This window comes from Pseudomonas sp. BN414, from assembly GCF_029871275.1.
GTDB lineage: Bacteria > Pseudomonadota > Gammaproteobacteria > Pseudomonadales > Pseudomonadaceae > Metapseudomonas > Metapseudomonas resinovorans_C.
The window spans coordinates 199,814-219,214 of record NZ_SSOL01000075.1 but is presented as its reverse complement, the minus strand read 5'-3'; the positions used below and the strand labels follow the sequence as shown (position 1 = coordinate 219,214).

The following is a 19,401-nucleotide window of genomic DNA, read 5'->3' as shown; positions in this document are numbered from 1 at the left end:
GAGATTCATCGTTTCCATTGCCAATGCGGACTGCTTTTCTGTTGTGGGTACGACACACTCCGCGCCGTTCTCACTCTTCCTCCAACTGCGGCTGCGGATGCAGCGGCAGGTGGAGGGTCAGGGTCGCGCCGCGGCCGTCCAGGCCATCGCCCACGGTCACACGGCCGCCGTGGGCGCCGACCATGCCTTGGCAGATCGCCAGTCCCAGGCCGGTGCCCTGCCCGCCCCGATCACCTCGGGCAGCGGTATAGAACATATCGAAGATCCTGTCGCGCTCGTCCGGCGGGATGCCCGGTCCCTGGTCACTGACGGAGAAGCGCAGCTCGGCGTCGTCGGCCTCGACCGCGACTCGCAGGTGCCCCTGGCTGGGCGAGAAGCGCGCAGCGTTCTCCAGCACGTTGACCAGCGCCTGCTCGATCAGAGCGGCGTGTACATAGAGCAGTGGTAGTTGCTCCGGCACCCGGGTTTCCACCTGCAAGGGTGCCAGCACCGGACGCAGGCGCTGCAGGGCGCTGGCGACGATGTCCACCGGCGCCACCCAATCGCGCGCCAGCTTGAGGCCGCCGTGACCGAGGCGGGTCATGTCCAGCAGGTTCTGGATGTAGCGATCGAGGCGCTCGGCTTCGTCGCGGGTGCCCTCCAGCAACTCCCGGCGATCGGCCATGGGAATGGCTTCACCCAGGGCCAGCAGGCTGTCGATGGAACCACGCATGGCGGTGAGCGGCGTGCGCAGGTCATGGGAAACCGACGCCAGCAAGGCACTGCGCAACTGTTCGGTTTCGCCGTGCAGGCGCGCGGCCTCCAACTCTTCAGCCAGCTGCGCGCGGGCCAATGCCTGGGCCAGCGGCTGGCCGAGAGCGGCGATCAGCCGACGCCGGCCGGCCGGCAGCGGGGCTTCGTCGCGCGGGCTGATGCCCAGCAGTACCAGCGGCCCTTCCTCTCCCGACAGCGGCAGCCACCACCAGCGCCCGCCTGGCAGGGTGTCGGTGCCGAGGCCTGCCGGTTGGTGGTGCTGCCAGGACCATTCGGCTGCAGCACGCTCCTGGTCGGCCAGCAGCCGCTGCACGCCCGCCTCCACCTTCCATACACCGTCCCGCCCCCGAGACAGCAGGCAGACCTCCACATCCGACCAGTCACCGAACTGCTGCAGGGCGACATTCAGTACCGCCTGGCGGTCGGTGGCGGCGGTGAGCTTGCGCGAAAGGTCGAGCAGCGCGGTGGTTTCCGACTGAGTGTCGCGCAGGGCGTCGAACTGGCGGCGCTGGCGCGAGGCCAGGTTGCCGGCGAGGCCGGCCATCAACAGGAAGAAGAGCAGCGTCAGCACGTCTTCCTGGCGGGCGATGGTCAGCGAAAACGTCGGCGGAATGAACAGGAAGTCGTAGGCCAGGAACGACAACCCGGCGCAGAGCAGCGCCGGCCCCAGGCTGCTGCGCACCGCCACCAGCAATACCGCAGCCAGGAACACCAGGGAGATGTTCGGTAGCTCCAGGCTATGGGACACCACCCAGGCCAATCCGCTGGCGGCCAGGGCGGCGAGTACCGCCAGACCGTAATCCAGCATGCGCGAAGGATGGCTGGCACGTGGACTGGGCGGACGGCGGTCGGCCTCGGTGTCCAGCACGCTGACTTCCAGCCCCTCGGCAAGATTCAGCAGGCGCTCCGCGAGGCCGCGGCCGAGCAGGCGGCGGCGCAGGCGTCGACGGCTGCGCCCGACCAGCAACAGGCTGGCGCGGCGCTCGTCGGCATGCTGCACCAGCGCCTTGGCAACGGACTCGGCGCGCAGCGTCACCACTTCGCCACCCAGGCGTTCGGCCAGTTGCTGGGCGCCCTGAAGGCGCGCGCGCACCTCTTCGGAACGGGCGCCGCCGGTATCCACATACACCACCGACCAAGGCAGGTGCCGCCGCTCGGCGACGCGACTGGCGTGACGCACCAGGCGCTCGGCCTGGTGGTCGCCATCGATGCCCACCAGCAACCGGCCGCGCACGGCGGGCGCTTCCAGGCCGCGCTGGCGGTAGCGCCGGTTGAGATCGGCATCCACCCGCGCGGCGGCGGTCTGCATGGCCAGTTCGCGCAGCGCGGTGAGGTTGGTCTGGGAGAAGAAAGCGTCGATGGCGGCGCGGGCCTGCTCGGGCACGTAGACCTTGCCTTCGCGCAGACGCTCCAGCAGTTCGCGCGGCGGCAGGTCGACCAGAAGGATTTCGTCAGCCTCCTGCAGGACCCAGTCCGGCAAGGTCTCGCGGACCTGCACGCCGGTGATGTCATGCACCTGGTCGTTGAGGGCTTCCAGATGCTGGACGTTGACCGTGGTGTAGACGTCTATGCCAGCGTCGAGCAGCTCCTGCACGTCCTGCCAGCGCTTGGCGTGACGGCTGCCGGGGGCATTGGTATGGGCCAGTTCGTCCACCAGCACCAGGCGCGGGGGATGGGCGAGGATGCCGTCGAGGTCCATCTCGCTGAGCGCCATGCCGCGGTAGTCGAAGTGCCGCAGCGGTTGTTGCGGCAGCCCGGCGAGCATGGCCTCGGTTTCCGCGCGGCCGTGGGTTTCCACCACGCCCGCGCGCAGGTCGACGCCCTGGCGCAGTTGCGCCTGGGCGGCCTGGAGCATGGCGTAGGTCTTGCCCACGCCGGGGGCGGCGCCGAGGAAAACCTTCAGGCGGCCACGCCCACCACGGGGCATGTCGGCCAGAAGCGCGTCGGCGCGCTGCGCATCACTCATCGGGTCATCTCATTCAACGCGGTGTTCAGGGCGAGCACGTTGACCACCTCGGGGCCCACCAGGGGCTGCTCGGTGTTCTGCTCCACCAGGCGCTCCAGGGTTTCGGCCGGCCGGCCACGTTCGGCTGCGATGCGCGGAATCTGGAAGCGCGCGGCATTCGGCGGAAGGTGCGGGTCCAGGCCGCTACCCGAAGTGGTCACCAGCGCCATGGGCACCTTGCCGTGACCTTCGGTGGCGAGGCGATGCGCCTCCTTGTTGATCCGTTCGGCCAAGGCCGGATTGCTCGGTGCCAGGTTGCTGGCACCGCTGGCCACCGTGGCGAAGCCGGCGGCCGAGGGGCGCGGCTGGAACCACTGCGGACCGTCGAAGTTCTGCGCCAGCAGGCTGCTGCCGCGCACCTCACCCTTGGCATCGCGCACCAGGCTGCCGTTGGCCTGCTCGGGGAAGGCCAGTTGGGCAATGCCGGTGACGGCCAGGGGGTAGGCGACGCCAGTGATCAGGGTCATCAGGGCCAGAAGGCTCAGGGCTGGGCGGAGATGGCTAAGCATATTCAGTTCCTCTCGGGAAATCTAAGTTCGCGTGGAGCGATCGCACCCTCCCCCGCAGGCGGGAGAGGGCTTCACTCACACCAGTCCCACTGCGTTGAGCAGGACGTCGATCACCTTGATGCCGACGAAGGGCGCGACGATGCCGCCCAGGCCGTAGATCAGCAGGTTGCGGCGCAACAGGCTGGCGGCATCGCTGGCCTGCACCCGGACCCCACGCAGGGCCAGCGGGATGAGGCCGATGATGATCAGCGCGTTGAACACGATGGCCGAAAGGATCGCGCTCTGCGGGCTGGCCAGCTGCATCACGTTGAGCACACCGAGCTGCGGGTAGATGCCGGCGAACAATGCCGGGAGGATGGCGAAGTACTTGGCCACGTCGTTGGCCACCGAGAAGGTGGTCAGGGCGCCACGGGTGACCAGCAGTTCCTTGCCTACCTGCACCACATCCAGCAGCTTGGTCGGGTCGGAATCCAGGTCCACCAGGTTGGCGGCCTCGCGGGCGGCCTGGGTGCCATCGTTCATGGCCAGGCCGACGTCGGCCTGGGCCAGCGCCGGGGCATCGTTGGCGCCGTCACCGCACATGGCGACCATCTTGCCCTCACCCTGCTCCTGGCGAATCCGCGCCAACTTCTTCTCCGGCGTGGCTTCGGCGATCACGTCATCCACGCTGGCCTCGGCGGCGATGGCAGCAGCGGTCAGCGGGTTGTCGCCGGTCACCATCACGGTGCGGATACCCATCTGCCGCAGTTCGGCGAAGCGATCGCGGATGCCGGGCTTGACCACGTCCTTCAGGTGGATGGCGCCCAGCAGCTTGCCATCGGAAGCCACCAGCAGCGGCGTACCACCGCTCTGGGCGATCTTCTCGATCTCGCGGGCCAGCGGTGCCGGGACTTCGTGACGCGTGATGCCGACCCAGGCCAGCACCGCGTCCACCGCGCCCTTGCGGTAGCTGCGCCCGGCCCAGTCGGCGCCGGAGAGACGGGTTTCGGCGGTGAAGGGAATCGCAGTTATCTCGTCGCGGTCCGGCTCCTGCATCGAGTGCAGCGCACGCAGGTATTCGACGATGGATTTTCCTTCCGGCGTTTCGTCGGCCAGGGAAGCCAGCAGCGCGGCGTCGGAAAGCTCCTTGCCGGCCACGCCAGGGGCCTTGATCATCGCGCTGCAGCGGCGGTTGCCGAAGGTGATGGTGCCGGTTTTGTCCAGCAGCAGCACATGCACGTCACCGGCTGCTTCCACGGCGCGGCCAGACTTGGCGATCACGTTCAGTCGCACCAGACGGTCCATCCCCGCGATACCGATGGCGGACAGCAGGCCGCCGATGGTGGTGGGGATCAGGGTCACCAGCAGCGCCACCAGATAGATCAGCGGCAGGTCGCCACCGGCGAAGCGGGCGAACGGCTGCAGGGTGGCCACCACCAGCAGGAAGATCAGGGTCAGGCCGATCAGCAGGATGTCCAGCGCCACTTCGTTAGGGGTCTTCTGGCGCTTGGCACCTTCCACCAGGGCGATCATCCGGTCCAGGGTGGACTCGCCCGGGTTGGCGGTGATTTTCACCAGCAGCCAGTCGGACACGATGCGGGTGTTGCCGGTGACGGCGGAACGGTCGCCACCGGATTCACGGATCACTGGCGCCGATTCACCGGTGATGGCCGCTTCGTTGACGGCGGCGATCCCTTCGATCACCTCACCGTCACCCGGAATCAGCTCACCCGCCTCGACCCGCACCACGTCATCGCGACGCAGATTGGCCGCCGGCACGGTCTCGAACTGGCCGTTGTTCTTGCGACGGCGGGCGTTGAGGCCCTGGCTGCCTGCACGCAGGCTGTCGGCGCGAGCCTTGCCACGGCCTTCCGCCAGGGCTTCGGCGAAGTTGGCGAAGAGCACGGTGAACCACAGCCAGAGGGCGATCTGCACCGCCAGGCCGGTGCTCACCGCCGGGTTGGGGATGAAGCAGAGGACGGTGGTCAGCACGGCGGTCAGCTCGACCACCAGTATCACCGGCGAACGCACCAGCTGGCGCGGATCGAGCTTGACGAAGGCCTGACGCAACGCCGGCTTCCACAGCGCGGCGAAGGAGGTCTTGGGTTGCTGCTTGGCGCCGCTTTTGAGCGCCTGCATGGGGGCATTCATCATCAATCTCCCTTAGAGGCCCTGAATCAACGCGATATGTTCGGCAATCGGCCCGAGGGCCAGTGCAGGCAGGAAGGTCAGGCCGCCCACCAGCAGGATGGTCAGCGTCAGCAGGGTGACGAACAGCGGACCGTGGGTGGGGAAGCTGTTGGCGCCGACGGGTGCGCGCTTCTTCATCGCCAGGCTGCCGGCGATGGCCAGCACCGGGAGGATGTAGCCGAAGCGACCGAGAATCATCGCCAGACCGATCAGCACGTTGTGGAACGGCGTGTTGGCACCGAAACCAGCGAAGGCCGAACCGTTGTTGGCGGTGCCCGAGGTGTAGGCGTAGAGGGCCTGGCTGAAACCATGGGCGCCTGGGTTGGTGATGGACGCCGCCGGCCCGGCGAGGCTGATGGCCAGGCCGCAGAACACCAGCACACCCACCGGCATCACCAGCAGCGTCGCCACCAGCAGGCGCACTTCGCGGGCTTCCAGCTTCTTGCCGAGGTATTCCGGGGTGCGGCCGATCATCAGACCGGCGAGGAACACCGCGATCAGCACGAACAGCAGCATGCCGTAGAGGCCGGCGCCGACACCGCCGAAGATGATCTCGCCAAGCATCATGTTGAACATCGGGACCATCCCACCCAGTGCACTGAAGCTGTCGTGCATGGCGTTCACCGAGCCGTTGGACGCGGCCGTGGTGGTCACCGCCCAGAGCGCCGAGGCAGCGATGCCGAAGCGGCTTTCCTTGCCTTCGAGGGAACCGGTCTGCTCGATGGGTAGCGCGGCCAGGGCCGGGTTCGGCTGGTACTCGCTGTAGAGGGTCACGCCCAGGCCGATAACAAACAGCACCAGCATGCAGGCCAGCAGCGCGCGGCTCTGGCGCAGGTCCTTGACGTAGTGGCCGAAGGTGAACACCAGGGCTGCCGGGATCAGGATGATGGAAGCCATCTCCAGCAGGTTGCTCCAGGCGGTGGGGTTCTCGAACGGGTGGGCGGAGTTGACGCCGAAGAAGCCGCCGCCGTTGGTACCCAGTTGCTTGATGGCGATCTGGCTGGCTGCCGGGCCGAGGGGGATGCTCTGGTCGGCGCCCTGCAGGGTCACGGCGTGGGCGTAGTCGAGGAAGGTCTGCGGAACGCCCTGCCAGACCAGGAACAGCGCCAGCACCAGGCACAGCGGCAGCAGGCCATAGAGGGTGCCGCGAGTCAGGTCGACCCAGAAGTTGCCCAGGCGGTCGGTGCTGCGGCGGCTGATGCCACGAGCGAAGGCCACCAGCACGCAGAGGCCGACGGCGGCGCTGACGAAGTTCTGCACGCCAAGGCCGACCATCTGGCTGAAGTAGCTCAGTGCCGCTTCGCCGCTGTAGGCCTGCCAGTTGGTGTTGGTGACGAAGCTCACCGCCGTGTTGAACGCCAGGCTCCATTCCAGTCCGGGCAGCTTCTGCGGATTCAGCGGCAGCGCGCCTTGCAGCAGGAGGATGGCGAACAGCAGGACGAAACCTGCCAGGTTGAACGCCAGCAGGGCCACGCAGTAGCCCTTCCAGTCCTGTTCACGCTCGGCGTTGACGCCGGCGATGCGGTAGCAGAAACGCTCCACGGGCGCGAGGACCGGGGTCAGGAAGGTGCGTTGCCCTTCCATCACCTGGTAGTAGAAGCGCCCGAGGAAGGGGGCCGGTGCCAGCACCAGCACGAAGAAGGCCAGGATGAGGCCGATGTCCTGAAGTTGCATGTGGCCTCCTAGCCGCGCTCGGCGCGCAGCAGCGCCACCAGCAGATAGATGAAAAGTCCCATGGCCAGGACCAGGGACACTCCGTCGAGAATGCTCATTGCTTGTGCTCCTAGATGCGGTCTTTGCCGCCGTGGAGCCATTGTCGGAACGGGGGGCGTAAAGGGACGAGACACGGGAGGGCCGAGGGGCATCAAGAATGCGTAAAGTTGAACACCGCGCGCGGAATGGCTGCGTACCCCGAATCGCCTAGCAGCCTTGTAGGGTGGGCTTTAGCCCACGCGGACCTGTGGTGGTGGGCTGAAGCCCACCCTACGGGATCAGCTTGCGCGCCAACTTGCACAGTAGTGACCCCATGATCACCTGACGGGCGCTGCGAAATGTCGCCTCGAGCGCTTACAATCATGGCCTTCAGCCGCCATGCAACCCATTCGGATATGCCGCTCGATCCGCCCACGATGTTGACCCTTTCCATCGCCCTTGCGGCGGCGGCTGCCCTTTACCTGGCAGTCGAATGGCGCAGCATTCGTGAACCCTCGCTGCTGTTCTGGAGCGCAGGCTTCGCCACCATCACCGTCGGCTCGACACTCGCCCTGCTGCGTGGCAACGGCCTGCTGTTCATCGGTATCTGGTTCGCCAACGGCCTGCTGGTGATCGCCCACTGGCTGTTCTTGCTGGGGGTCGCGCGCTTCACCGGGACACGGCTGTCGCGGGCCTGGTACCTGATCTTCGTCGCCTGGGCGGCCCTGTTGCTGCTGCCGGATGGACCCTTGTGGTCGAAGATCATGTTCCTGGCCAACTCGCTGCTGGTCGCCCTGCTGGCGCTCAGGGCCAGCGCCCTGCTGCGTCCCCACGGCAAGTCACTCAGCGTAGGAGCGGTGCAGCTGCGCTATGTGCTGCTGGTCCACGGCCTTTTCTACCTGGCGAAATCCCTGACAGCCGTCGTTCCCGGCACGCTGGTGGACCTCGCGGCCTTCCGTGGCGAGATCATCCAGATTTCGCTGGTCGAGGGCGCAATGGCGATCATGCTCATCGCCCTGTCGATGACCGGCACCGAACGCCATCGCCGGGAAAAGCGCATAGCCCGGCTGGCCGCACGTGACCCCCTGACCGCTCTCTACAACCGCCGTGCCCTCGAAGCCCGCGCACCGCGCCTGCTGGAAGAGGTCTGCGGCACCCGGCCGGGGGCCTTGATGCTGATCGATATCGACAACTTCAAACTGGTGAACGACCTGCATGGCCATGGTGCAGGCGACCGCTTGCTGGTGGCGCTCAGCGAAATGATCCGCTCGCTGCTGCCCGAGCGCGCGCTGGCGGCCCGGCTGGGCGGTGACGAGTTCGTCGTCCTGCTGAGCCACGCCTCACGTAAACGCATCCTGGAACTGGGCACCCAACTGCGGGCGCAGTTCCATGCGATGGCATCTCGCACCTTCGACACGCCAGAGGCGGTCACCCTGAGCATCGGCGCCAGCCTCTTCGATCAGCCCCCGGCCAGCCTGGCGGCGCTGATCGAGCAAGGGGACGCCGCACTCTACGAATCCAAGCGCGGCGGACGCGACAGCATCCGACTGGTGGATCGCTCCTCGGCAGACGGTGAAGCGTTGCAGACAAGCTGATTCATGCATATGAGGCGGCTCGCTCGAACACCCGTGTAGGAGCTGGCTTGCCAGCGAATGGTCCCTTTTCGCTAGCAAGCTAGCTCCTACAGGGATGGGCGATTCTGGCAATACAAGGTTGCCCCGACGCCCCATGCCTCAGGATGGCCGGTTTTCCTTTTCCAGGGCCTCGGTGGAAACCACCGGCTGCGCTTGTGCATCGCCGATCCAGTCGGAGATCAGGCTGTAGGCGACCGCCAGCAGTGTTGGGCCGAGGAACAGGCCCATGAATCCGAATGCGAGGATGCCGCCGAATACGCCCAGCAGCACCACCACCAGCGGCAGGTTGCCGCCTCGGCTGATGAGATAGGGCTTCAGCACGTTGTCCACGCCGCTGATGATGAACATGCCCCAGATGCCGAGGAACACCGCGTAACCATAGTCACCATGCCAGGCCAGCCAGGCGGTGGCCGGCACCCACACCAGCGGCGGCCCCATGGGGATCAGGCTGAGGGCGAAGGTGACGATCGCGAGTACCAGGGCGCCGGGTACACCGGCGATCCAGAAGCCGATCAGAGCCAGCACCGCCTGGGCGGCGGCAGTGCCGATCACGCCGTTGACCACGCGTTGCACGGTACCGGCCACCAGCGCCAGATAGTGTTCCGCACGATCACCGATGAGCCGTTCCAGGCCACGCTCGACGAACAGCGCCATGCGTGGGCCATCGCGGTAGAAGAAGAACACCAGCACCAGGCTCAGCACCAGTTCGACCATGCCGCCGCCGATCTGCGCACTGCGTGCGAGAATCCAGTTGCCGGCCTGTCCCATGTAGGGCCTGAGGCTGGCGAAGAATGCGGCGCCCTGGGCGTCGATGGAGTGCCAGGCGCGCACCAGGCGCTCCCCTATCAGCGGCACCTGATGCAGCCATTCCGGAGGCGGCGGCAAGCCTTCCATCTGAACGTTTTTCACCAGTTCGGTAGCGTCGCGCACATGCTCGGCCAGGTTGCCCAACAGCCACACCAGCGGCAGCGCCACCAATATCATCCAGCCGGCGGTGAGCAGTGCCGCAGCGGCGGATTCGCGTCCATTCAGCAAGTTGCTCAGCAAGCGCATCAGCGGCCAGCTGGCAAAGGCCAGCACGGCGGCCCAGAACAGCGCGGAGACGAAGGGCGCAAGCACCCAGAGGCTGGCACCGAGCAGGGCAAGCAGGAGGATCTGCACCAATAGGCGATCGTTGTTCAACATCCCTGAATCACTCCGGCGAAACAAAAAGAAAAGGCCGTGCCTGCCGTTACGCTTCTAGCAGCCAGCAGGAACAAGCATAGAGACTGATACTCAGCGCAGAAGATTCAGATGCAGCCCGGGCTCCTTGCCCTCGCCCAGTTCCAGGCGCGCAGCGCGCACACCCTGCCCCACCAGCGCCTCGCGCCAGGCCTCGGCCCCCGCGCCGGCCAGGCTGATCCGCAGCGTGCTATCCAGGTTCAGGCACCGCGAAAGCAGGGTCGCCCAGGCATCCGAGGGTTGCTCCGGCAGGCGTGTCAGGTGCAGCTCGCCGCTGCTTTTCAGCTCACGCATCAGGGTATCGGGGGTTGGCAGCAACTCGCCCAAGGGGGCGTTGGCGTCCAGTTGCTCGGCATGCAGATAGGCTCGGCGGTTACCCCGGGTAATGCTGTAGAGGGCGAGCAGGCTGTCCTGGCGCGGTGCGGCCAGGCGCAGCAGGAGGTAAGCCTGCTGCTCGTCCGGGCCGTATAACTTTGAGATGCCGAATACGGCGTTGGCCCAGAGGCTGCTGGAACCGCAATCACGCCCCTGGCACCAGTAAAGCAGTTCTGCGCCGTCTTCCAGTAAGTCGCGGCGGGCGCGGTCGAAAGCGTCGAAGGAACTGTGATCGGTGGGCAGGCGGTAGGTCACGGAAGTCTGGCGACCCTGCGCATCGACCTTGCGCTCCATGCGCAACTGGTTGCTGATGCGGCGGATGGAGCTTTGCGGATAGACCCGTTCCTGGTCCGGGTTCTCGCGGAAATCGGTGATCTCGGCATGGGGGAAACGCGGCAATGCCGCCAGGTCATGGCTGTCAGGCAAGTCGGCTGCCTGCGCGGATGCTGCCAGCAGAAGGCCGGCAAGTAGGGTGAGGCGCATGCGCATCCTTATCGATATGTCCCGGAGTGAGCAGTCTGGACCAGCTTTCCGACCTTTTCCTGCTGCTCGCCACGGATCCTGCCGCGCCTTGCTGTGGTTCCAGGCCGGTTGACCATCCCACTGCTCCCTGCTCAAAAGCGGCCAGCCTTCCCGCTTGGCCCGTGCAAGTCAAGGAATGGCGAAGAAGGGATTGAAACAGTCTGCTACGGCCTGGGCGCCGGCCTCGTCATCCAGGTGCAGGTGATGCTTGCCGGGGAGGCGATGCACCGCAAAGGGCAACTGATCCAGAAGGCTGGCGAACTTCGGTTCCACATGCAGCAGGCCTTCCTCGGCGAGCACCAGCATGGCCGGACACTTCACCGCCTGGGCGAAAGCCAGTGCGTGGGCTCGGGTCAGGCGCAGTGGAGACGGCAGGGTGAGGCGGTTGTCGGTGCGCCAGGTATAGCCACCGGGTACCGGCATCAAACCCCGCTCAGCAAGCAGTTCGGCAGCCTCGCGACTGACCCCGCCCGTGCCGCGCATGCGCGCTTCGACGGCACGATCGATGGCGGCGTAGACCGGCTTGCGTTTGCCCACCAGCGCCAGTTGCGCTCGCAGCGCCTCACCCAGCTTGACCGGAGCCTGTTCGGCTTCGCCCGTGTACGGCATCAGGCCATCGATCAGGGCCAGGCGCTCGACCCGCTCAGGCATGGCCCCGGCCAACATCACCGAGACGATGGCGCCCATGGAGTGCCCGAGCAGCGAGAAGCGCTCCCACCCCAACTGCTCGGCCACCAGCAACACATCGGCGGCGTAATCCCACAACAGATAGCTCGCCCCTGGCGCGCGATGGGCCGACAGTCCGTGACCGGCGAAATCCAGCGCGACGATGCGCAGCCCCTGCAGCCGCGGCGCCAGCCGGGCGTAGGTGTTGGCATTGTCCAGCCAGCCATGCAGCGCGATCACCGGCTGGCCATCCTCCGGGCCGTAGAGGTGCGCGGACAGTTCGATATGGGGCAGGTTGAGGCGGATTTCTTCGACCTGGGCAGTCATGCACTGGCCTCCTGACGACGACCGTCCCAGCGGCCGAATACGGATTTGAGGAGTTCAGCGGTCTCCTGTGGGCGCTCCAGCGGGAACATGTGCCCGCCGGGCAGCGACAGGTATTCGCCCTGCGGCACACGCTTCACCAGTCGTGCATGGTGCGGCATCACCACCTTGCTGTGCCGCCCACGGACCAACGCCACGGGCACCTGGAGCTGTTGCGGGCGACCGGGAGTGCGGTGGGGCACGCTGCGGTAGATGCTGATCTCGGTGGCGGCGTCGAACTTCAGCCGCAGCGACTCGCCCTGCCGCGCCAGGCCGTGCTGGACGTAGGCATCCAGGCAATCCGGATCGAAGCGGCGGAACAGGGTCTTGCCGGCGAAGTAGTCGCGGGCCTCGCTGAAGTCACCGAACTCCTCGCGGCGACCGAGGGTGCGGCCCGCCGGCGTAATGCGGTCGATGAAGCCGAAGCGCTTGGCCGCGCGGATGACGATACGGTCGGCCAAGGTCAGCACGGGCGAGTCGAGCATCACCACCCCACGATAGAGTTCCGGCCGGCGCAGGGCCGCGTGAAAGTGCAGCACACCGCCCAGGGAATGACCCAGGCCCCAGATTGGCTCGCCACGCGCTTCCAGGTGGTGGATGAGTTCGTCCACCAGGTTTTCCCAGTTGTCGTTCACCGGGAAGCGCGGGTCATGGCCGTGTTGCTCCAGGTGTTCGACCCGGAAATTCGGGGCCAGGGCGGCGAAGAGCTTGCCGTAGGTGGCCGAAGGAAAGCCGTTGGCATGGGCGAAGAAGATGGTCTGCATGGCATCCGGCTCGTCGGAGAATGCCGGGATTTTCCGGCAGCCCCGCGCGCACGGCAATGACTGTAACCGCCAGTGATGATGGCGCTATTGCCAAAGACCGGGTCGACAGCGTGGCCATCACCTGCCCCGAGTCCGAAGGTGGATCGATGAAGCGTGATCCACCTTTTGCGGAGACTGGGCCCTGTACGCGGGAAGTTCGCGAGCAGAGCTCGCTCCTACACTCGCTCGGGTGGCTCGGCGCCGAGGGGCACGATGGCCATGGTGAGGCGGGAAATGCAGCTGGGCTTGCCATCTTCGCCGGCAAGCCGAATATCCCAGACATGGGTGGTGCGGCCGAGGTGAACCGGCCGGGCGACTGCGGTGACGCGGCCGCTGCGCAGCCCACGCAGGTGGTTGGCGTTGACCTCCAGGCCGACGCAGTAGAAGCGGCTGCTGTCGATGCACAAGAAGCTGGCAGTGGAGCCCAGGGTTTCCGCCAGCACCACTGACGCGCCGCCATGCAGCAGGCCGTACGGCTGGTGGGTGCGCTGATCGACCACCATGCTGGCGGTCAGGGATTCGTCGTCGAAAGACTCGAAACGGATGTCCAGGCCTTCGCCGATGGTGTTCGTCAGGGATTCGTTGAGGTGTGCAAGATCGGGGATTTGTCGCCACAGGCCCATTGGGTCGCTCCTTGTGGAAGGCCGGGAGGGGAATCCCGGCCAGGTTTGATCATTCGTGCCAGACCACCGCTTCCTGGCGTTCCAGCCATTCGGGGAAGCGCTTGCCATAGGCATCTTCAACGATGTTGCGCTTGATCTTCAGCGTCGGGGTGAGGAAACCGTTGTCCACTGCCCACACGTCCTTGACCAGCACCAACCCCTGCAGGCGCTCATGCTTGTCGAGGTCGCCGTTGACCTGCTCCAGCAGGCTGCGGAGGCTGAGTTCCAGTTCGGAACGGGCGCTGTTGGCCGCCTCCTGCCGTCCGACCTCGGACAGCACGCAAAGCGCCATGGGCTGGGGCAGGCCGTCGCCGACCACGCAGACCTGCTCAATACGCGGATGCACCGCCAGGCGATTCTCGATGGGGGCCGGCGCCACGTACTTGCCCTTGCTGGTCTTGAAGATTTCCTTGATGCGGCCGGTCAGGCGCAGGTTGCCGTTGGCATCCTGTTGGCCCTTGTCACCGGTGCGCAGGTAGCCGTCCGCAGTGATGGTTTCGGCGGTTTTCGCGGGGTCCTTGTAATAGCCCTGCATGGTGGCGCCACTGCGTACCTGCACTTCGCCCTCTTCACTGATGCGGACTTCCACGCCGGGGCTGTTGCGGCCGATCCAGCCGGGCATCACCTCGCCCTTGCGGCACAGGTGGGAGTAGCCGCAGTTCTCGGTCATGCCGTAGACCTCCAGCACTTCCAGGCCGAGGCGCTGGTACCAGTTCAGCAGCGCCCCGGGCACCGGTGCGGCGCCGCACAGGGCATTGCGCACGGCATCCAGGCCGAGGCCGGCGAGCACCTTGCGTCCGACCATGCGGCCGATGACAGGCAGCCTGAGCAAGCGATCGAGTTTCTGCGCCGGCATCTTCGAATAGACACCCATCTGGAACTTGGTCCAGATTCGCGGCACGCCGAAAATGGCGGTGGGCCGCGCCCGACGCAGGTCCTCGAGGAAGGTTTCCAGGCTTTCGGCGAAGAACACCGTCTGCCCGGCGTAGAGCGAGCCCATCTCGACGAACATGCGCTCCGCTACATGACAGAGCGGCAGGTAGGACAGCAAGCGGTCTTCCTCGCCGGTCTGGAACATGTTCATTCCGTGGTTGGCGGCGAAGGCGAAGTTGCTGAAGTTGTGCATCACCCCCTTGGGCGTACCGGTGGTACCGGAGGTGTAGATGATGGTGGCGAGCTGGTCCGGCGCACCCTTGGGGCTGTCCTGGATCGGGTTGACGGCCTGCAGGTCGGCCCAGCTGAAATCGAAGGTGCCTTCAGGATGGATCGGCAGGGCGATGGTCGGGACACCCTCGGGCACACCCCCAGCCATGGCCGGCCAATCGTCGAGCTTGCCGATGAAGGCCAGTGCCGATTCGGAATGCTCCAGCACCTGGTGGACCGATTCGGCGGTGAGGTTGGGATAGAGGGGGACGGAGACGTGGCCAGCCATCCAGATGGCGTAGTCGGCGACGATCCAGTGGGCGCAATTCTTGGAGATGATCGCGATTCGGCTGCCCTGGGGCAGGTCGCGTCCACGAAGCCAACTGGCGGCCCGACGGGCTTGCTCGCCCACTTCGGCCCAGGTCAGCTCTTCTATCTTGCCGCCACCCAGCGGCTGGACCAGATAGCGTTTGTTCGGGTGACGAGCTTCGCGTTCAAAAAACACTTCAAGCGGCAAACGGACTGCATCAGCCACAGGGCCTCCTCCTTTGTTCTTTTTGTGGGGGACAACCAAGCACTTGCTTGGGCGAATATTCCACGCACCCGGAGGAGGCGCAAGTTAAGAAATGTTGCGAATCGTCAGTGACGGCGAACGTGATGGATGCTGCGCAGGGACATCAGCCCGGGGATGAGGAGGTCACCTTCCAGCTCGACCAGGCTGGCCGTTCCCATGGGCACGGGTTCCTGGCGATGGCCGTGGATCAGGAAGCCCGCCAGGTCGCTGACGAAGGGGTTGTGGGTGACCAGCAGGAGGTCCTGTTCGCTGCGCTCGGCAAGGAAATTCAACGCCTCCCGCGGGTCGCTCTCGGGTGTGCTCCAGGGCGCGGTGCCAACGGCACCGCGGAAGCCCAGCGCGTCACGAACCAGCTCTGCGGTCTGCTGGGCGCGCACATAGGGACTGGCGAGGATCGCGCCCAGCGGCCGCCCGGCAAGCTGGGCGGCGCTGTGCAGCACGTCCTTTCGGCCGTGGCGGGTGAGTTCGCGCTCCGCATCGGTCCGGGCACGGGGCTCGGCCTCGCCGTGACGCAGGAGCCAGAGCCTCATAGCTTGGGCTCTTCGTCACGCACCGGATGGGCTGCAGGCGGCACCGCGTGCGGCGCCTCGCCCTCGGAAGCACGGGCTTCGGGCCAGTCGCCGAAGGGCCAGGGCTTTTCTTCGGTATTGAAGGTGCCGAAGCGGCCGATCTGCGCCAGATACTGGCTCAGGCTGTCGCCGAAGGACAGCAACCCCGCATTGGGCGCACCGTAGAAGGCACGGTAGCCGAGTTGCAGCAGGACCACGGCGCCCAGCACGATCTCGGCCAGTTGCCAGACGATAACGAAGATCAGCATCCACAGGACGCGCAGCAGGATGTGCTCGCGCTGCAGGTCTTCGCGGTCTTCACTCATGGGGGAATCTCCTTGTCCGAAAGGGTGATGGGTCCAGGCTAGAAGCCGGTGGTCGGGATGAAATCTACGTCCGTCTTGGGCTCGCCGCGCATCAGCAACTCGATCACCTGAGCCAGCGTACGCCCCTCGAAAAGAATGGCATGCAGGCCAGCGACCAGCGGCATGTAGACCTGCAGCTCTTCGGCACGGGTCTTGAGCACCTTGATCGTGTTGACGCCCTCGGCGACTTCACCCAGGCGCGCGACGGCGTCTTCCAGGGACAGGCCTTCGCCCAGGGCATAGCCCACCTGGTAGTTGCGGCTCTTGGGCGAGGAGCAGGTGACGATCAGGTCGCCGACGCCGGCAAGGCCGAGGAAGGTCATGGGATTGGCGCCGAGCTTGACGGCGAAGCGGGTCATCTCCGCCAGCGCGCGGGTGATCAGCATGCTCTTGGTGTTCTCGCCCATGTCCAGGGCGGCGGCCATCCCGGCAATGATGGCGTAGACGTTCTTCAGGGCGCCGCCCAGTTCGACGCCGAAACGATCCTGGCTGGCGTAGACGCGGAAGGTGCGACCATGCAGCGCGGATTGCACGCGCTTGCAGAGTTCGGCGTCTTCACTGGCTACCACGGTGGCGGTCAGGGCATGGTCGGCGATTTCCTTGGCCAGGTTCGGGCCGGAAATCACACCGATGCGCGCGTCCGGGGCTACTTCCTCGAGAATCTGGCTCATCAGCTTGAAGCTCTGCGCTTCGATGCCCTTGGTGGTGCTCACCAGAAGTTTGCCCGCGAGCTGCCCCGCCACCGGTTCCAGCACCTTGCGCAAGGCGCTGGAGGGAAGCGCAACGAAGACCAGTTCGCAGTCGGCGAGGACAGCGGGCAGGTCGGTATCCGGCTCGACGCCGGGGAGGATCTTCACGCCCTTGAGATAGCGCGGGTTTTCGCGCAGGGTGCGGATCGCCTCAGCCTGCTCCGGGTCGCGCATCCAGTGGCGCACGCGCTGGCCATTCTCGGCCAGCAGATTGGCGATGGCGGTGCCGAAGCTGCCGCCGCCTAGCACCGCGACGGGTTGCTGTTCAGTCATAACGGGTCCATGTAGGCCATTGGAATGGCGAGTTTGCGCATTATACGGAGGCGCCGCCGCCCAGCCAGCCTCTATCCAGAGCCATCGCGCTGGCAAAGCGACTGTCCTCGGTTAAGATGCCGCAGATTTTTGGCGTCAAGGGTGCCCCATTCGTTCCCTGGCTATCTTCGGATATCGAAATTTCCCCCAGCATTGGGGCATATCGGGACTAAAGTTCCAGCATAGTTCCGCTTCACGGACGACCCCGCACCGAGGCAATAGGAAGATGTGCCGACGCTCCCCCAGACACCCGAATTCTCCTGCCGCCGAACGAGCGTCGCGCCTATGACCTTGCGGCGTCGCTGGGACATCCATACCCGCACCCAGTTGATCAGCCTCGGTCCGGCACTGCTGCTGACCCTGCTGCTCACCGGTTTCTTCACCTTCGCCCGCCTGCAGGACCTGCGCCAGGAGCTGAACCACACCGGCCAGCTGATCGCCAGCCAACTCGCCCCGGCGGCGGAGTACGGCGTGGTCACCGGCAACCTCGAAGTGCTGGAAGGCCTGCTCCAGGCCAGCCTGAGCACGCCCCATGTGCGCTTCCTCGAAGTGCGCGACCGGGCCGACAACATACTCGTGTACCTGGAACAGCAGGACAGCCTGGAGAAGACCGGCACGCAGGTAGAGGTGTTCCACGCGCCCATCCTCCAGCAACAGATGCACCTTCAGGCCCGGCGCACGCTGGCCAGCGCCGACGGCCGCAGCAACGACAACAACTACCTGGGCCGTGTCGTCGTCGGCATGTCCAACGACGCCTTCAGCAGCCGTCAGCAGGAAATCCTCCTCAAGGCGACGGTGCTGGCCCTGATCGCCCTCCTGCTTACCTTCCTCCTCGCCCGCCGCCTGGCCACGCGCCTGTCGCAACCCATCAGCGCCATGGGTGAAGCGGTAAAGGCCATTCAGGAAGGCAACTACGCCGCCAGCCTGCCTGTCGTGGATGACAGCGAGTTGGGCGATCTGAGCCGGCATATCAATAACCTGGCCAGCGGCCTCGAAAAGGCCAGCCAGGAACAGCAACAGGCGATGGGTCAGCTGATCAAGGCGCATGAAGAAGCGGAAATGGCGAACCGTGCCAAATCCGACTTCCTGGCGATGATGAGCCACGAGCTGCGCACGCCCATGAACGGCGTGCTGGGCATGCTGCAATTGCTGGAAACCACCGAGATGACCGAGGAACAGACCGAGTACGCGGCGTTGGCCACGGAGTCCACGGAGCACCTGCTGAAGGTCATCAACGACATCCTCGATTTCTCCCGCATCGAGCGCGGCGCCCTGGAACTGGAGCGCATCCCGTTCAACTTGCTGGATCTGATCCTGGGATCGGTGCAGGTGTTCCAGCACAGCGCACAGCAACGCGGGCTGTCCCTGACGATCGACACCCAGGCTGGCCTGGAACGGGTTGAAGCCCATGGCGACCCGACGCGACTGCGGCAGATTCTCGTCAACCTGGTGGGTAATGCCCTCAAGTTCACCGAAGAAGGCGGCATCAAGGTGGAAACCCGCTGGCAGGCGCTGGACAGCGAAGTGCTCTGGCTCACCTGCGCGGTCCATGACAGCGGTATCGGCATCCCGCCGGATCGCCTGGAACACATGTTCGATGCCTTCCAGCAAGCTGATCACTCGATCTCCCGCCGCTATGGCGGCACCGGCCTCGGCCTGCCCATCGCCCGCACCCTCGCCGAGCGCATGGGCGGAACCCTGCGGGCCGAGAGCCATGAAGGCTCGGGGTCGACCTTCACCCTGGAAATTCCCCTGCCCTTCCGGCCCCAGGGCGCGGAAGCACTGGTAAACCAGACACAGGAACGCGGCGAAGGCACTGGCCAGCACGTTCTGCTGGTGGAGGACAACCCGGTGAACCAGACGGTGATCGAGGCCATGCTGCGCAGCCTCGGCTATCAGGTCAGCCTGGTTGGCGATGGCGCCCAGGCGGTGCACCAGGCTTCGCGTCATCACTATTCGGCGATTCTCATGGACTGCCGCCTGCCGGTGCTCGACGGCTACGAAGCTACACGCCAGATTCGCCAGATGAATGGCGGCGCAACGCTGCCGATTATCGCCCTCACCGCCAACGCCCTGCAGGGCGACCGTGAAGCCTGCCTGGCAGCCGGCATGAACGACTACCTGGCCAAGCCCTTCAAGCGCGCCGATCTGCTGCGCGTGATGCAGCGCTGGCTGAGCAGGCCGTCGGACTGAAACGAATGGTGCCGTTTCCAGACATTCGTCGAGTGTTCCGGGATGTTAAAGTGCTCGACGATTTGCGAGCGGGATGTCCCTGGCACGCCCCCTGAGGCGAGCCTTTGTCACTCAGGTGCACGACTGTGCTCGCCACTCTGTGA

Annotated in this window: 16 protein-coding genes; 2 read left to right on the top strand and 14 right to left on the bottom strand. The window is 65.8% G+C overall.

Features of this window, described 5'->3' with window-relative positions; translation table 11 throughout:
* Positions 1 to 70 precede the first annotated feature (70 nt).
* The 5 genes from E8E95_RS23500 to kdpF all read right to left on the bottom strand — a co-directional run bounded on the left by E8E95_RS23500 (position 71) and on the right by kdpF (position 7,208).
* Positions 71 to 2,719 carry a sensor histidine kinase KdpD gene (locus E8E95_RS23500; RefSeq protein WP_280354270.1) on the bottom strand — a complete coding sequence of 883 codons (2,649 nt, stop codon included), beginning with the start codon at positions 2,717 to 2,719 and terminating at the stop codon, positions 71 to 73.
* A complete protein-coding gene (gene kdpC, locus E8E95_RS23495; RefSeq protein ID WP_280354269.1) occupies positions 2,716 to 3,267 on the bottom strand; it encodes a potassium-transporting ATPase subunit KdpC in 552 nt (183 codons plus the stop codon). The genes E8E95_RS23500 and kdpC overlap by 4 nt, the downstream gene beginning before the upstream one ends.
* 75 nt (positions 3,268 to 3,342) lie before the next feature.
* Positions 3,343 to 5,397, bottom strand: a complete 2,055-nt coding sequence (kdpB, locus tag E8E95_RS23490; protein WP_280354267.1) for a potassium-transporting ATPase subunit KdpB — start codon at positions 5,395 to 5,397, stop codon at positions 3,343 to 3,345.
* Positions 5,398 to 5,409: 12 nt separating this feature from the next.
* Positions 5,410 to 7,110 (bottom strand): potassium-transporting ATPase subunit KdpA, encoded by a 1,701-nt coding sequence (gene kdpA / locus E8E95_RS23485; protein WP_280354265.1) that lies wholly within the window; start codon positions 7,108 to 7,110, stop codon positions 5,410 to 5,412.
* A gap of 8 nt (positions 7,111 to 7,118) precedes the next feature.
* Positions 7,119 to 7,208, bottom strand: a complete 90-nt coding sequence (gene kdpF, locus E8E95_RS23480; protein ID WP_036996920.1) for a K(+)-transporting ATPase subunit F — start codon at positions 7,206 to 7,208, stop codon at positions 7,119 to 7,121.
* Positions 7,209 to 7,544: 336 nt separating this feature from the next.
* Here kdpF and E8E95_RS23475 point away from each other — a divergent pair, with 336 nt between their 5' ends.
* Positions 7,545 to 8,723: a GGDEF domain-containing protein gene (locus tag E8E95_RS23475; RefSeq protein WP_280354398.1), complete on the top strand. Its 1,179-nt coding sequence runs from the start codon at positions 7,545 to 7,547 to the stop codon at positions 8,721 to 8,723.
* A gap of 138 nt (positions 8,724 to 8,861) precedes the next feature.
* Here E8E95_RS23475 and E8E95_RS23470 read toward each other — a convergent pair whose 3' ends face one another.
* The 9 genes from E8E95_RS23470 to E8E95_RS23430 form a co-directional block, all read right to left on the bottom strand.
* Entirely contained in the window at positions 8,862 to 9,947 is a 1,086-nt protein-coding gene (locus tag E8E95_RS23470) for an AI-2E family transporter (RefSeq protein WP_280354264.1), read from the bottom strand.
* Between the two features lie 90 nt (positions 9,948 to 10,037).
* The gene (locus E8E95_RS23465; RefSeq protein ID WP_077525466.1) at positions 10,038 to 10,841 is read right to left on the bottom strand and encodes a DUF4892 domain-containing protein; all 804 of its coding nucleotides are present in this window, start codon (positions 10,839 to 10,841) and stop codon (positions 10,038 to 10,040) included.
* Between the two features lie 168 nt (positions 10,842 to 11,009).
* Positions 11,010 to 11,873, bottom strand: coding sequence for an alpha/beta hydrolase (locus E8E95_RS23460; RefSeq protein WP_179059955.1), 864 nt, complete (start codon positions 11,871 to 11,873; stop codon positions 11,010 to 11,012).
* Positions 11,870 to 12,673, bottom strand: coding sequence for an alpha/beta hydrolase (locus E8E95_RS23455; RefSeq protein WP_179059956.1), 804 nt, complete (start codon positions 12,671 to 12,673; stop codon positions 11,870 to 11,872). Before E8E95_RS23455 ends, E8E95_RS23460 begins: the two co-directional genes overlap by 4 nt.
* A gap of 215 nt (positions 12,674 to 12,888) precedes the next feature.
* Positions 12,889 to 13,335, bottom strand: coding sequence for a hotdog fold thioesterase (locus E8E95_RS23450; protein ID WP_179059957.1), 447 nt, complete (start codon positions 13,333 to 13,335; stop codon positions 12,889 to 12,891).
* Positions 13,336 to 13,384: 49 nt separating this feature from the next.
* Positions 13,385 to 15,052, bottom strand: a complete 1,668-nt coding sequence (locus E8E95_RS23445; RefSeq protein ID WP_280354262.1) for an AMP-binding protein — start codon at positions 15,050 to 15,052, stop codon at positions 13,385 to 13,387.
* A 104-nt stretch (positions 15,053 to 15,156) separates the two neighbouring features.
* Entirely contained in the window at positions 15,157 to 15,621 is a 465-nt protein-coding gene (gene sixA / locus E8E95_RS23440) for a phosphohistidine phosphatase SixA (protein WP_280354260.1), read from the bottom strand.
* The gene (locus E8E95_RS23435; protein WP_077526343.1) at positions 15,618 to 15,965 is read right to left on the bottom strand and encodes a DUF4389 domain-containing protein; all 348 of its coding nucleotides are present in this window, start codon (positions 15,963 to 15,965) and stop codon (positions 15,618 to 15,620) included. Before E8E95_RS23435 ends, sixA begins: the two co-directional genes overlap by 4 nt.
* A gap of 38 nt (positions 15,966 to 16,003) precedes the next feature.
* Entirely contained in the window at positions 16,004 to 17,026 is a 1,023-nt protein-coding gene (locus tag E8E95_RS23430) for an NAD(P)H-dependent glycerol-3-phosphate dehydrogenase (protein WP_280354257.1), read from the bottom strand.
* A 324-nt stretch (positions 17,027 to 17,350) separates the two neighbouring features.
* Between E8E95_RS23430 and E8E95_RS23425 the strand changes: the two genes are divergently transcribed.
* Positions 17,351 to 19,258, top strand: coding sequence for an ATP-binding protein (locus E8E95_RS23425; RefSeq protein WP_280354256.1), 1,908 nt, complete (start codon positions 17,351 to 17,353; stop codon positions 19,256 to 19,258).
* Positions 19,259 to 19,401: the final 143 nt, after the last annotated feature.